The organism is Colwellia meonggei (genome assembly GCF_057537295.1).
Map to the genome: position 1 here is coordinate 1 of NZ_BAAJLZ010000006.1, position 14,212 is coordinate 14,212.

A 14,212-nucleotide genomic window follows, 5' to 3' on the forward strand; every position below is an offset into this window, starting at 1 on the left:
GAAAAGCCCGTTACGAAAGTGACGGGCTTTTTGCTGTTTAAATACTTTTACTACGGATTAGCAAAGCTTCAACATAATCCATCCTATTATTTTTCTTCTATATTCTATTTTTGAATAAAAAAGCCGTTTCTATTCTTTTTCATTAGGCTGCATTCAGTCTATTCTTGCCTCATTAATTAGTAATGGGCGTATAGTCAACATGTTGCCGGAACAGCAAAATTTAAATCAAACAATGCTAGACACCAATCAATTGGCGTCTTTTAAGCAAGTAACTCAGGATCTTTCACCACTACAGTTAGCATGGGCGAGTGGGTACTTAGCTGCTAAAGCTGAAGGTATAAGTGCTGTAGCTGTGCCTGCAGCGACCGCAAGTGCTACTGCTTCTACATTAACAATTTTGTATGGTTCTCAAACAGGAAATGCTAAAGGTGTTGCGAAAAGCTTAGCTGCTCAGGCAAGCGCAGCAGGGCTGATTGTTGAATTGAAAAGTATGGGTGAAATAAAGCCTAAGGCAATTAAAAACATTAGCCACCTATTAATAGTTGCAAGTACTAATGGAGAAGGCGAAGCACCAGATGATGCGATAGCGTTACATGAGTACCTATCTTCGAAAAAGGCACCGAATTTAGAACATTTACATTATAGTGTTTTAGCTTTGGGTGATACTAGTTATGAGTATTTCTGTCAAACAGGTAAAGACTTTGATGAATATTTAGCAAAACTAGGTGCTAAACGTATTACTGAACGTGTTGACTGTGATGTCGACTACGATGCTGATGCGAGCTCTTGGTCTGAAACCATTATTAAAGAAGCGAAGATATTACTAGATACTGATACCAGTACGAGCAATGTTGTTAGCTTACCAAATGTCGGTGCCGCTGAAGATCAATATAACAAGCAAAACCCATATTCTGCAGAATTATTGCTAAGCCAAAAGATCACTGGTAGAGACTCAGCCAAAGACGTTCGTCACGTTGAAATTGATCTCGGTAAATCAGGCATTTCATATCAAGCGGGTGATGCACTCGGTGTCTGGTTTGAAAATTCTACTACATTAGTTGATGAGCTGATCAGTACACTTGATTTTGATGCTGGAGCATTGATCAATATTGCAGAGCAAGGCTTTACACTCGCTGAAGCACTAAAAACAAAATATGAAATAACCCAAACTTCGATTAACTTCGTTGAATTTTGGGGGAAACTGTCAAATGCAGAGCATCTATTAACAATACTTGATGATAAATCTGCGTTAAGAGAGTATGCAGCTAATCATCAAGTTATTGATGTTGTGAAGTCAGCGCCATTAGCTGGTGAAGCGATATTAGAGCCGCAAACGTTTGTTGATGCCTTAAGAAAAATTACTCCAAGGCTTTATTCTATCGCTTCAGCGCAAAGTGAAGTCGAGGAAGAAGTGCACCTTACGGTCGGGCTTGTTGAATACCAAATTAATGATACTAAACGACAAGGCGGCGCATCGGGTTTCCTAGCTCATGGTCTCGAAGAAGGTGGAGAAGTGAAAGTGTTCATTGAACACAATGATAACTTCCGATTACCATCAGATAGCGAAACCCCGGTAATCATGATCGGCCCAGGCACTGGTGTTGCGCCATTCAGAGCTTTTATGCAAGAGCGTGAAGCGACTGATTCAGCTGGTGATAACTGGTTGTTCTTTGGCGATCAAACCTTTACCCAAGACTTCTTATATCAAGTTGAGTGGCAAAATTACTTAAAGTCAGGCTTGTTAACAAAAATTGATTTAGCGTTTTCACGCGACCAAAGCGAAAAAATTTATGTACAAGACCGGTTACAAGAAAACGCAAGTGAAGTGTTTGCTTGGTTAGAACGTGGCGCGCATGTTTATGTTTGTGGTGATATGAGTCGTATGGCAAAAGATGTAGAGGCCACATTACTCAATATTATAGCCACGCAAGGTAAACTATCAGAAGAACAAGCTAGCACTTATTTAAAAGATTTACGTAACGCTAAGCGTTATCAGAAGGATGTATACTAATGACCGACTCGACTCATAACAGCCAAACTAATGGGCCATTAATTGTTGAAGGCAAGCACGCTGATAACGAACGCTTGAAAGCAGAAAGTAACTATCTTCGAGGTACTATTACTGAAGACCTAAAAGACAATATTACTGGTGGTTTTACCGCTGATAATTTTCAGCTGATCAGAACCCATGGCATGTACCAACAAGATGACCGTGATATTCGTAATGAGCGCGCTAAACAGAAGCTAGAGCCTCTGCATAATGTCATGCTTCGTGCTCGTATGCCTGGCGGTATTATTACGCCAACGCAATGGTTGGCCATTGATAAGTTTTCTCGTGAAAAAACCAGCTATGGCAGCATTCGTATTACTACACGTCAAACGTTTCAATTTCATGGGGTTTTAAAGCCAAACATAAAGCTGATGCACCAAACGTTAAATGAATACGGCATAGATTCAATTGCAACAGCTGGTGACGTTAATCGAAACGTACTGTGTACAACTAACCCAGTAGAATCGGAATTACATCAAGAAGCTTATGAGTGGGCGAAAAAAATCAGCGAGCACTTACTACCTAAAACTCGTGCATATGCTGAAATTTGGTTAGATGGTGAGAAAATTGAAGGCGGTACTGAAGAAGGTGAAGTAGAACCTATTTTAGGAAAAAATTACTTACCTCGTAAATTTAAAACTACTGTGGTTATTCCACCACAAAATGATGTTGATGTTCACGCTAACGATTTGAATTTTGTTGCCATTGCTGAACAAGGTAAGCTTATTGGTTTCAATGTGCTTGTTGGTGGTGGCTTAGCTATGACTCATGGAGATAAATCTACCTATCCACGTAAAGCCGATGACTTTGGTTTTGTTGAATTAGCCAAAACTTTGGATGTTGCAGCGGCAGTCGTAACGACTCAACGAGACTGGGGTAACCGAGTTAATCGTAAAAATGCTAAAACGAAATATACCTTAGATAGAGTTGGTGTAGATACTTTTAAAGCGGAAGTTGAAAAGCGTGCCGGTATCACGTTTGCGGAAAGTCGTTCATATGAATTTACTGGCCGAGGCGATCGTATTGGTTGGACCGAAGGATTTGAAGGTAAGCACCATTTAGCCTTATTTATTGAAAATGGGCGTTTACTTGATAAGCCTAATTTCCCGTTGAAAACCGGTGTTGCTGAAATTGCGAAAATCCACAAGGGTGATTTTCGCATGACCGCAAATCAGAACTTAATCATTGCAGGCATAGCCGCTGAAGACAAAGCAGAAATTGAACGTATTGCACGAGCACATGGCTTGATGGCTGATGATGTATCAGTGCAGCGAAAAAATTCAATGGCTTGTGTGGCGTTTCCAACTTGTCCGTTGGCAATGGCTGAAGCAGAGCGTTATTTACCAGGGTTAGTGACCGATGTTGAAGCAATATTAGCAAAACACGGTGCGGCCGACGAAAGTATTATTTTACGAGTAACTGGCTGCCCTAATGGTTGTGGTAGAGCGATGTTGGCTGAGATAGGTTTAGTAGGTAAAGGTCCAAGTAAATATAATATGCATTTAGGTGGCAATATTGCTGGTACACGTGTTCCTAAAATGTACAAAGAAAATTTAAACGAAGAAGATATTTTACAAGAAATAGATAGCTTAGTAGCTAAATGGGTTACAGAGCGTAATGAAAAAGAAGCATTTGGCGACTTTGTTATTCGTAGCGGTATTATCCAAGAAGTTATTGTAAGTAAGCGAGATTTTCATGACTAACATTATTAAGGCTACAGCGGCACCGGCGATAAGTAATCGTTTTCCGGCTTCGTTACCTGAGCCGTGGTTAAATCAATGGAATGAGTTGCTAGAAAAACAAACAGCTACACAACGTGTGGAATGGGCAATGGAGAATTTGCCATCGCAGTTTGTTTTATCTTCAAGTTTCGGTATTCAGTCAGCTGTTATGCTGCATATGTTGACGCAAATTGATCCTAATATTCCGGTATTAATTACTGATACTGGGCATTTGTTTCCAGAAACGTATCAATTTATTGAGCAATTAACAGAGCGCTTAAATCTGAATTTACAAGTATTTAGTGCTAAAGAAAGTGCAGCTTGGCAACAGGCAAAGTATGGCCAAGAATGGGCTGCTGATGAAGCTTCATTAAAAGCCTATAACAGGCGTAATAAAGTTGAACCACTTGAGCGTGGTTTGAATGAATTACAAGCAGGTACATGGTTTTCCGGAGTTAGGCGTCAGCAGTCTAGTCATCGTGAAGGTTTATCTGTGGTTAGTATTCTAAGAGGACGCTTTAAAGTCCACCCGATTATTGACTGGTCAAATAAAGATGTTCACCAGTACTTAACGTCAAATAATTTGCCGTATCACCCGCTATGGGAAGAAGGCTATGTTTCTGTTGGTGATGTTCATAGTACGCGACCATTATCTGCTGGCATGGATGAAAGTGATACTCGCTTTTCTGGTATGCAGCGAGAGTGTGGCTTACATACTGATGGCGACGGCATTTAGTATAAATAGAGCAGGAGCATTATTATGTTCCTGCTTATCCTCGTTTACGTCCTAACGTTGCTGTTAACTCTCAATTGTAAAATTTTCAGATAGTTGACTTTTAACTGCGTGCAAATAACTTTCGTCTGAGTTATCTGAAATAAGTAATGCCAGTTCAGTTCCAATCGGCGTGAATTTATAGAAAGTTAAAATACAGTCGGCCTTCTTGGCAATAAAGTTAACCACTTTTCCATTGTAGCTAAATTGAATTTGCTCATTTTTATTAAGATTATGGCTTTCAGTTTCTTGCTCGAATAATAGGTGGTTATCCGCCAATGTTAATAAGTCGGCATAACCAAACCCTACTTGGTTTAAATCAAGCCTTTGTTGGCGTTGTTTATTAAAGAAGTTAAATAATTTAGGCACTTGGTAAGCACCGCTGATAATTCTAATATTTTTCTTGCGGCTATCGCTCATAGCAATGCTGCATGCTTTTGCAAGTAATTTCGCTTCAGTAATGCTCATATTTCTAAATGCTTGCAAGGTTTTTAACGAAAAAGAACCTGGCTGACTGACTTCACCAGCTAAAATTTTTGCCCATAAATCTTGCATGGTTTTATTACTGATGCCTTCAGCAAGGGCTATAAATGAACTAAACCAGTCTTGATCGGCGCGATCGGCAATTGTATTATCTGAACAATACTTTATTGCTCGTAAAGTAATTGCTTCGATATTTTGCTGTTGACGCAGTTCGTTTAATTTAATGCGGCGAAACGATCGATCTTCGATCGGGGCTTGTTTTTCTTCAGGTAGTAATGCACCGTCTAACGAGAACTTTTTTGCTAACCCTAATAATTGCTTTTGTGAAGAGGCGTTAACTGCGTTATTTATTGTGCTTTTATCAGATGACCTTTGTTGCGTCTTTTCAGTGGCAACAGGTGCACGCGTATCTGCAACCACTTGAGTTTGTTTGTCATTTGTTTGAGTCACGTTGTTGCCCTTCAAGCCATCTTTGTTTAATTAGTAAACATAACATTGCTACAAAGTTTATTATAGCTTTAATAAAGCGTCTATTAATTGCCTTATATTTCCTCATTTGCTTTACAAAATAAGAAATTTTATCTTTAATTTAAACAGGTTTAAAACTAAAGTTAATAGTTATATTTGTACAAATAGATGAAAATAATTTCGATGTAACTGAAACTGAAAATATTATTGCAACGAATTGTTGAATATTCCTTATCCGACTTTTATTATGTACTTATCTATGATGAAAATTTTTAAAATTATTCATCAAAAAAATTGCTAGTTGTTGTTTACTAGTGCATTGAGGATGATATGCAAGTTTCCGAAAATACAAACGATGATTTTTTGTTTATCGATGACAGTGATGAAGATGAAATATTAGACTCAGCTGTTGGTGAGACATGGAAAGTACTAATTGTTGATGATGACCCGGAAATACATTCAGTCACCCAATTGGCCCTGTCTGATTTGGTCGTACTTGGCCGACATTTAGAATACTTGCACGCCTATTCAGGGCAAGACGCATGTAAGCTCATCGAGGAACATCAAGATATTGTATTAGTATTACTTGATGTTGTGATGGAGAGTGATGATGCAGGCTTAGCGGTTGTTAAACATATACGTGAGCAACTAAAGCGTGATGATATTCGTATTGTATTGCGAACCGGGCAACCGGGTTACGCACCAGAAGAAAGCGTTATCAAAGACTACGATATCAATGACTACAAAACCAAAACCGAGCTTACTCGCCGAAAATTAGTTACAACTGTTTACGCTGCCATTCGTTCCTACCAACAAATTGATTCCGTCACTAAAAATCGTGAAGGTTTAGAGCGCATTATTGGCGCCGCCGCTAATTTGCTTGAACAACATAATGTACACGATTATGCAGCGGGAGTCTTAGCTGAATTTAAACAACTTGCCGAGTCTGAAACTAGCGTTTTTTGTGCGCGAGGTCAGGGAATTGTTGATGGTGCCGACGACTTAAGTTTATATATTCTTGGGCAAGAGGGCATTGCTGAAAGTAAAGTTAATCAAAAACTCGCATGTTTAGATAACGCTGATGCCGTTAGGCAAATTACCAGTTGCTTTCAGCAAAAACAGCATTTTTTTAGTGCTAACTCAACTTCGTTATATTTCGGCAGTGGTGGTTTTAGAGCCGTTATTCATTTAGAACTTACGCAAGAATTAACAGATATTGAAAAACAACTAATTGAAGTGTTTTTAACGAATATCGCAACCGGATATGAAAATGTTCATCTTTTTCAAAAATTGCGTAATGCGGCATATAAAGATTGGTTAACAGAACTTCCTAACCGTTTAGATTTCGTTAATTTACTAGATGACTTTTGTCAAAGTGATGACGAAGAACTAGTAGCAGCATTAATTGATATAAACCACTTTAGTGATATCAATGATGGCCTTGGTCAAGATATAGGTAATCAATTATTAATGGCAGTATCGTCACGTATTCGCAGCGTTGGCGACAAGAGTCATTTAGCACGTATAGGTGCTGATGTTTTTGGTATTATCGGACCGAAAAAAGTCGTGAACCCGGAAACCCTTGCAGCATTATTTAGTCGACCTTTTGCCGCTGGCGAGCAAAATTTACCAATTAGTGCGTGCTTTGGTTTTTGTTCCAAGGACTCTGCAGGTACACGTGGCGTTAAAGTATTAAATCAAATCAATATTGCGTTAAATTTAGCTAAAAAATCTCAACAAGAGCCATTCGTTTATTATCAGCAAGAAATGGAAGATAAAACATTGTGGCGCTTAGGGATGATCAGACAGCTACGTACCGATTTTGCTGATAACCGTTTAGAGCTTTGGTATCAACCACAACTAAGCTTGGCGACTGGAAAAATTATTGGTGCTGAGGCTTTACTACGCTGGAGAACTGCTGAAGGTAAGTTTATTTCACCTGCCGTATTTATTCCTTTGGCGGAATATTCTGGCTTAATTATCGATATTGGTAATTGGGTAGTAGAGCAAGCGTGTTCAACATTAAATAAACTGGCCGAGAGCCAATTTGAAGATGTCAGTATCTCAGTAAATGTTTCTATCCCTCAATTTAAGCGTGATAACTTTGTTGAAAGCATTATTCAAGCAACACAAGATAACAAAGTTGATCCAAGTAAGTTGGAATTAGAGATTACTGAAAATGTATTAATGGATGAGCCGCAGGTGATCATTGATGCGTTAGTTCAATTGAAAGCCCAAGGAATAAGTATTGCACTTGACGACTTCGGTACTGGCTTTTCTTCTTTAAGTTATTTACAAAAATTACCGCTTGATAGATTGAAAGTTGACAGATCGTTTGTCAACGACATTGCAGAGCCTGGTGGTTCAGTGATTGCCGAAACCATTATCAATTTAGGTAAGCAAATGAACTTAAAAGTTATTGCTGAAGGTATTGAAAATGTTGAGCAAGAAGTGCAATTAAAGACATTAGCATGTGACGAAGTTCAAGGGTTTTACTACGCTAAACCTATGCCAGCAGAAGATTTTTTCGCTTGTTTAGAAAAAAGAAACAGATAAATAACCTCGCCAGATAAATGCCGGTAGCACCATAGCTATCGGTTAACGTAACCTTAAGTACTTTCTTTTACTTGTAATTTTTCTTTATAGCTAAACTCGTTGCCAATTGCGGGGGCAAATGGCATCACAAAAGTTAATAGTAACGAACAAAAAGCAAAACCTGCACCAACGTAAAACACCCAAGATGAGTTTATTATCCAAACCATGCCTAGCAACGCTGGAATGACGACCGCAGCGATATGATTAATAGAAAAGCTTACCCCTGCGCTGGCTGCAATATCTTCAGGTAAGGCTATTTTTTGAAAGTAGGTTTTAATTGCAATTGCTAAGGCAAAAAATAAATGATCAATCACATACAGTGCGGCAGCTAAATTGGCATTTTCGACAAGGCCATAAAGAATAAATAATATCACTAAACCAATATACTCAAACCTTAAAACACTGCGCTCACTAACTTTACCAATAAACTTACCTATTTGTGCGGCAAACAACCAATTAAATACATAATTAATAAGAAACAAAGCACTAACATCGGCAACGCTATAGTGAAATTTTTCCACCATTAAAAAGCCTGCAAATACGACAAAGATTTGTCGTCGTGCGCCACTGAAAAAAGTTAAGGCATAAAAAAGCCAATACTGTTTACGTAAAATTAATTTCTTTGATTGTTCTACTGGTTGAGGAAACTGTGGAAACGAAATTAATAAAAATAATGTAAAGGCAAATGCGATGCCGCCAAACATAAGGTAAGTGGCTTGATAGCTCCACGTAAAGTACTCCATTAATACCCAAATACTGCTGAAAGCTAGCAGAGAGGCGATAGATTTGACCGATAATGCTCGGCCGAGAAAATGTGCTGTTTTATCCTTATCAATCCACTGTAAGGCAAGTGATTGATTAACCGTTTCGAAGTAATGAAAACCAATTGACATGATAACCGTGGTTAAATATAAGCCTACTACAGATGGGAAAAAACCAGTCGCTGCAACACCTATGCTTGTTAGGCCTAAAGAAATATAGGCTAGCTTTTGTTCTCGAATAAACAATAAAACGTAAATTACCGTAAAGGCAAGAAAGCCAGGTACTTCGCGTAAACTCTGCAAAATACCGATTTCTATACCAGTAAAATTTGCTTTCTCTACAACAAAATTATTAAGGAGTGCCATCCATACTGAAAACACTAATGGCATAATAAAGGCCATAGCAAGTAGTAAGTTTTCAGGCGTTTTTAATTTCGCGGCGATTGGCATGTTGTTCCTGTTAAATAGCAAGGTGGGAATCTTTATTGTATGTTAAATATCGTGGCAATACACGCATGCACGATTTATTAATGCTGCCAATAAATAGCTATTATATTTTACGTGTAGTTTGCTGATAAGGTTTGAATTAATAAGGTACTAACTAATATGGAAATAATTTCATGAATATAAATAAAATTGCTGAACAAAACTATGACTGGGTTGAACGCATGGGCTGGCATAATAAAACAACCTTAGAAGCACTAGCCTTGGTAGCCTCAGAAGTGGGAGAGGCAATTAATGAATGTCGAGGTGAACAGCCAACAGAGGAGTTTGCAGAAGAGTTGGCTGATATTATTTTGAGAGTGCTAGATATTGCTCATTGGCAAGGTATAGATATGGAGCAAACCCTGCAAGCCAAAATGGAGAAAAATCAACAGCGTGGTACACGCGGCCGCGTTAAATAAGGTTATGAATTGGTTAGGTTTACGGTTGCGGTACAGCCTATCATTTCATTGTCAGCAATAGAAAAGTGGCAATGGTATTGCTGACATATATCTCTAACTAGTAATAAACCTAAACCGTAGCCATGTTTTTCATTTTTGTTTGATAAACCAATACCTGTGTCGATAATTTTCAAATAATGCTTATCGGCTTCAATAATAACTGTACCAGCTTCCGTGTACGCAAAGGCGTTTTTGATTAAGTTTCCCAATAAAATATGAAATGTAGCAGGTGGCATACTAATTTCTGGTTTAGCAAGCATTTTTATTTTCCATGTTACCTCTTTGTTTGAAATTAGGTGAGCATTTTCTTCTATGATTGAAGATAATTCTTCAGTAGGTACTTGCCTTATTTTCAATGCTAATTCGTCAATTGGCTTAGTAAGATTGAGTAGAGTTTCAACAAATTCATTCATACTGTTACTTGCTTTCAATAGTCGCTGACGCTGCTTTTCGATAAATGCTTTGTCAGTTGATTCGCCAAGTAGGGTTATTGCGCCATTCATTACTGTTAACGGTGTTCTGAGTTCATGGCTAATGTATCGATTGAATGCTCTTTCTCGTTCTATCAAGTTTTCAATGCGTTGTTGATAAGCGTTGAATGTTTCTACCATGCCAACAAGCTCGCTGGTTTTGGTGCCTTTAGGTAAATGAATAGGCGTTAAATCTGTAGATTCTTTATTGGCCAACATACGAGCAAAATTTGAAATGGGCTTTGTTAATTTATCTGCGATAGTTAATACAACTAATAAGCTGACAAATAATAATGCTAAAGAAATAGTAAATTGCTTTGATAAGGTAGAGAATAATTGTTCTTCACTGAGTTCATATAGTGAATTGTCTAGCGTGAGCAACACATCACGTGGTTCTCCGTTAATGACTAGCTTTTTCTTCATAACAAAATGTGCTTCTACGTCAGATGCTAGCGGCACTTCAATGGCTTGGTTATATTTAATCGTTTTAGGATCTGGGAACTCAGTAGGTATGCTATCAAAGTCAAAGTAAATTATTGGGTTTGGCTCAGATGCAATATTTCCCTGAGTATTAACTTCCTTACTAGTAAGTTTGCTTAAATCATTACCTTGCAAAATTACTTCCGAATAAGTCGCTAGGTTATCCAATCTATTCTTTGCATAAATATGTTCTAAATCTTCGGTGGTTAATTCAAAAACGGAAGCGTGAATAACAATAATAGCAATGGCAACTATTGAGAAATATAAAAAAGTTAAGCGCTTAGCTGAGTGAAATATATTCATTTAATTGGCGTTAGCTTGGCTCAAGTGTTAATTGGTAGCCTACTTTTGGAATGGTACGGATATAACCATGTTTAAAAGGTTTATCGATTTGGCTACGTAATTGGTAAATATGATGGCGTAATAAGTCCTCTTCAGGAACATCATCTTGCCAAACCTGATTAAGTATTTCTTCTCGTGTCGCTATTTCAGGTGCGCGCAACATTAATGTTTTCATAATGGTAAATAACGTTTGGTTTAGTTGAAACTCGCATTCATTACGCGCTAATGTTCTATTTGTAAAATCTAACGTTAGTTTTGAAAAGGTCAGTGATTTTTTTGCTATCTCGCCAGTATTTCTTTTGTGTAATGCACTTAATCGCGCAGCTAAAATATTTAAGTCAAAAGGCTTAACTAAATAATCATCAGCACCATGCTCAAAACCGTCAATAATATCATTGTTATTGTCTCTTGCTGTCAACATTAGTACAGGTGTATCGACCCCGTGTGCTCGGAGCTTTTTGCAAGCACTTAAACCATCCAAGTGCGGCAGCATAATATCAAGAATAATCACATCGTAGTGGTTCTGACATGCTAGCTCGAAGCCTTGCTTACCGTCACGAGCATAATCTAATTGAAACCCCTTTAGTTCAAAGAAATCGAAAATAACGCCGGCAATTTCTTGATGATCTTCCACTAATAAAATTTTCATGATGTACCTTTAAACCTAAATATCAATCTGCACTGACGTTTAGACATGAATATTCTAAATAGTTCGATGTAGAAAAAATGTTAGTAACCTTTTTACGACATTGGCCTAGATACACTGCTGCGTAATCTAGCTGAGTAACACCTTACTCTGCTGAGTTTGATTATGTTTTGGGAGTGTGTTTTGAGACAAAAAATTAGCAATATGTGTCGTTTAAGTTCATTTAATTTAACGGCTAATCAGCTACTTATACTGGTAAGTTTATATTTTACCCTGGTAATGAACTTTCCATTTTTATCGGGTTTTATTGGGGCAATAACTGCGCTAGAACAATATAAACTGCTATTTTTACTGTCTGTGCCAGTATTATTATTTAGTTTGATGATATTGCTGTTGTCGGCTTTTTCTATCCGCTACTTAATGAAGCCCGCGTTAATCACACTGACCCTTATCTCAACGTTGGTATTCTATGGCACACTAAATTACGGCGTTGTTTTTGATTACGGCATGATAGAAAACTCAGTTGAAACACACAGCGCTGAGGCAATGTCATATCTAAATGTTGAGTTAGTATTATTTTTTCTTGGCATTGGTGTTATCCCTGCTTTGTTCATTTATTCGGTTAATGTGAACTATCAACGCTTTTCGCATGAGTTATTGCAACGGGCAAAGTTAATGGTGGTTTCATTTCTTTCTGTATGTATTATCGCTTGGGCATATTATCCAAGCTATTCTGCGGTAGCGCGTAATAATAACTATTTGAAAAAGTACCTTGTACCGTCGCAGTACCTTAGTAGTGGTTATAAATTTGCCCGTGATCGCTTACTTTATAGTGACATTGAATTTAATATTATCGATGCTAGACCTAAATTGTTAACCTCAGCTTCGCAAGACAGGCAGGTTACTGTGATGGTTGTAGGGGAAACCGCACGAGCGAAAAATTTTTCGCATAATGGTTATGAAAAAGACACTAACCAATATACTCAGCCTTTTGACTTAATCTCTTTTCAGAATATGCAGTCTTGCGGCACAGCTACTGCGGTATCTGTTCCTTGTATGTTTTCAGCCTTAGCAAGAGAAAATTTTGAGCGCAGAACCGCCGACAACCAACAAAACCTACTTGACTTAGCCTCCTTGGCTGGCGTTGATGTACTGTGGGTTGACAATAACGGTTGCAAAGGGGTTTGTGCTCGAGTTCCAACGATAAAAATTGATGTAAACCAATATAATCCATTATGTGATGGTGAGTATTGCCAAGATGGCGTATTACTTGAGCCATTACGAGAAAAGCTAGCCAACTTAACTGCACCGTCAACTTTAATTGTTTTGCACATGATGGGCTCACATGGGCCAACGTATTTTAAGCGCTATCCTAAAGAGCATACTGTATTCAGCCCAGAATGTGCACGCAGTGATATTCAAAACTGTAGCGATAAGCAATTACAAAATACTTATGATAATACCATCGCATATACTGATTTTGTTTTATCACAAGTGATTGAAAGCTTGCAGGAGTTACCTGCTAATACCAATGCCTCTATGCTTTACGTATCTGATCACGGTGAATCACTAGGTGAGTCAGGGGCGTATTTACATGGTTTTCCTTATGCATTATCGCCAGACGAACAGCGGGAAATACCCATGCTAGTTTGGTTTTCTGAGCAAGAAGCGAAACAAGCCATACAGCAGCAAAACAAACAACAGTGCTTAGAAAATATTGCTCGTAATAATTCGATTAATCACGACTACATTTTTCATAGTATGTTGGGGTTATTAAAGGTGCAAAGCAGTAGCTATCAAAAAGAGCTCGACTTTTTTTCTCAATGCGATTTTCCTATTCATGACAATACCCTGCAATTAGCGCAAACCAAAGGAGCTAAGTAATGTTTGAACCTAGTAATAAGAAGCAAGGGCTTACAAGAATATTGTCAGCATTTATCAATACCTGTAAAGGACTTAGTTGGATGACAAAAAATGAAGCTGCATTTAAGCAAGAGCTAATGTTAAGTGTTATTTTAATTCCGTTAACCTTTACCTTTAATATTTCACCCTTGAAGCAAGCAGCGTTAATTATTTCATTACTTTTTGTACTTTTTACTGAGACATTAAACACCTCAATAGAAGCTGTGGTTGATCGTATTGGTTACGAATATCATGAACTTTCTGGTTTAGCGAAAGACTTAGCATCTGCGGCCGTTTTTATTAGCATGGCTATCGCATTTATTATTTGGTGTGTTGTGTTATGGGCTTAACATTTGTGAAATATTTACAAGAAAAATAGCGATTAATTTCGCTATTTTTTTATTCGTAAATAATATTAATACACTTAATTAAAACGCTTGTTTAAAAAAGTTTGCTTTCGATGTACTTTCAAGGCAAACTCAGTGGCACTTTATTTCTTTTACTATTTCAGTTTTATTAAATTGGTAAGCTAAATATTCACACGCTTGGTAGTAGTCTATGATTACGTATTACCAGTC

General features: G+C 37.8%; 11 protein-coding genes. 7 read left to right on the forward strand and 4 right to left on the reverse strand.

The window, feature by feature from the left end; all coding sequences use genetic code 11:
* Positions 1-199 precede the first annotated feature (199 nt).
* From AC27E9_RS14385 to AC27E9_RS14395, 3 genes are read left to right on the forward strand one after another with little or no spacing between them, the layout of a single operon-like run.
* The gene (locus AC27E9_RS14385; protein ID WP_487131330.1) at positions 200-2,011 is read left to right on the forward strand and encodes an assimilatory sulfite reductase (NADPH) flavoprotein subunit; all 1,812 of its coding nucleotides are present in this window, start codon (positions 200-202) and stop codon (positions 2,009-2,011) included.
* Entirely contained in the window at positions 2,011-3,753 is a 1,743-nt protein-coding gene (gene cysI, locus AC27E9_RS14390; protein ID WP_487131332.1) for an assimilatory sulfite reductase (NADPH) hemoprotein subunit, read from the forward strand. The genes AC27E9_RS14385 and cysI overlap by 1 nt, the downstream gene beginning before the upstream one ends.
* Positions 3,746-4,507, forward strand: a complete 762-nt coding sequence (locus AC27E9_RS14395; RefSeq protein WP_487131334.1) for a phosphoadenylyl-sulfate reductase — start codon at positions 3,746-3,748, stop codon at positions 4,505-4,507. Before cysI ends, AC27E9_RS14395 begins: the two co-directional genes overlap by 8 nt.
* Before the next feature lie 63 nt (positions 4,508-4,570).
* Here AC27E9_RS14395 and AC27E9_RS14400 read toward each other — a convergent pair whose 3' ends face one another.
* On the reverse strand, positions 4,571-5,476 hold the full coding sequence (locus AC27E9_RS14400) for a TIGR03899 family protein (protein ID WP_487131336.1): 906 nt from the start codon (positions 5,474-5,476) through the stop codon (positions 4,571-4,573).
* A gap of 348 nt (positions 5,477-5,824) precedes the next feature.
* On the opposite strand from AC27E9_RS14400, the gene AC27E9_RS14405 reads away from it, so the two are divergent.
* Positions 5,825-8,050: a bifunctional diguanylate cyclase/phosphodiesterase gene (locus AC27E9_RS14405; protein WP_487131337.1), complete on the forward strand. Its 2,226-nt coding sequence runs from the start codon at positions 5,825-5,827 to the stop codon at positions 8,048-8,050.
* Between the two features lie 53 nt (positions 8,051-8,103).
* Here AC27E9_RS14405 and AC27E9_RS14410 read toward each other — a convergent pair whose 3' ends face one another.
* Positions 8,104-9,300, reverse strand: a complete 1,197-nt coding sequence (locus AC27E9_RS14410) for an MFS transporter (RefSeq protein ID WP_487131339.1) — start codon at positions 9,298-9,300, stop codon at positions 8,104-8,106.
* 170 nt (positions 9,301-9,470) lie between these two features.
* Between AC27E9_RS14410 and AC27E9_RS14415 the strand changes: the two genes are divergently transcribed.
* Positions 9,471-9,755, forward strand: coding sequence for a MazG nucleotide pyrophosphohydrolase domain-containing protein (locus AC27E9_RS14415; RefSeq protein ID WP_487131341.1), 285 nt, complete (start codon positions 9,471-9,473; stop codon positions 9,753-9,755).
* 2 nt (positions 9,756-9,757) lie between these two features.
* On the opposite strand, the gene AC27E9_RS14420 is transcribed toward AC27E9_RS14415, so the two are convergent.
* Both AC27E9_RS14420 and AC27E9_RS14425 read right to left on the reverse strand, forming a co-directional pair.
* Positions 9,758-11,047, reverse strand: a complete 1,290-nt coding sequence (locus tag AC27E9_RS14420; RefSeq protein ID WP_487131342.1) for a sensor histidine kinase — start codon at positions 11,045-11,047, stop codon at positions 9,758-9,760.
* A 10-nt stretch (positions 11,048-11,057) separates the two neighbouring features.
* The gene (locus AC27E9_RS14425) at positions 11,058-11,735 is read right to left on the reverse strand and encodes a response regulator transcription factor (RefSeq protein ID WP_487131344.1); all 678 of its coding nucleotides are present in this window, start codon (positions 11,733-11,735) and stop codon (positions 11,058-11,060) included.
* A gap of 180 nt (positions 11,736-11,915) precedes the next feature.
* Between AC27E9_RS14425 and AC27E9_RS14430 the strand changes: the two genes are divergently transcribed.
* Entirely contained in the window at positions 11,916-13,616 is a 1,701-nt protein-coding gene (locus AC27E9_RS14430) for a phosphoethanolamine transferase (RefSeq protein WP_487131345.1), read from the forward strand.
* Complete coding sequence (locus AC27E9_RS14435; protein ID WP_487131347.1) at positions 13,616-13,984, forward strand: diacylglycerol kinase; 369 nt, start codon at positions 13,616-13,618, stop codon at positions 13,982-13,984. The genes AC27E9_RS14430 and AC27E9_RS14435 overlap by 1 nt, the downstream gene beginning before the upstream one ends.
* Positions 13,985-14,212: the final 228 nt, after the last annotated feature.

Excerpts from the sequence above, each read along its gene's own strand:
- AC27E9_RS14410 (WP_487131339.1), bottom strand. The coding sequence starts at position 9,300 with ATGCCAATCGCCGCGAAATTAAAAACGCCTGAAAACTTACTACTTGCT.
- AC27E9_RS14385 (WP_487131330.1), top strand. The coding sequence starts at position 200 with ATGTTGCCGGAACAGCAAAATTTAAATCAAACAATGCTAGACACCAAT.
- cysI (WP_487131332.1), top strand. The coding sequence starts at position 2,011 with ATGACCGACTCGACTCATAACAGCCAAACTAATGGGCCATTAATTGTT.
- AC27E9_RS14425 (WP_487131344.1), bottom strand. The coding sequence starts at position 11,735 with ATGAAAATTTTATTAGTGGAAGATCATCAAGAAATTGCCGGCGTTATT.
- AC27E9_RS14395 (WP_487131334.1), top strand. The coding sequence starts at position 3,746 with ATGACTAACATTATTAAGGCTACAGCGGCACCGGCGATAAGTAATCGT.
- AC27E9_RS14415 (WP_487131341.1), top strand. The coding sequence starts at position 9,471 with ATGAATATAAATAAAATTGCTGAACAAAACTATGACTGGGTTGAACGC.
- AC27E9_RS14435 (WP_487131347.1), top strand. The coding sequence starts at position 13,616 with ATGTTTGAACCTAGTAATAAGAAGCAAGGGCTTACAAGAATATTGTCA.
- AC27E9_RS14405 (WP_487131337.1), top strand. The coding sequence starts at position 5,825 with ATGCAAGTTTCCGAAAATACAAACGATGATTTTTTGTTTATCGATGAC.
- AC27E9_RS14420 (WP_487131342.1), bottom strand. The coding sequence starts at position 11,047 with ATGAATATATTTCACTCAGCTAAGCGCTTAACTTTTTTATATTTCTCA.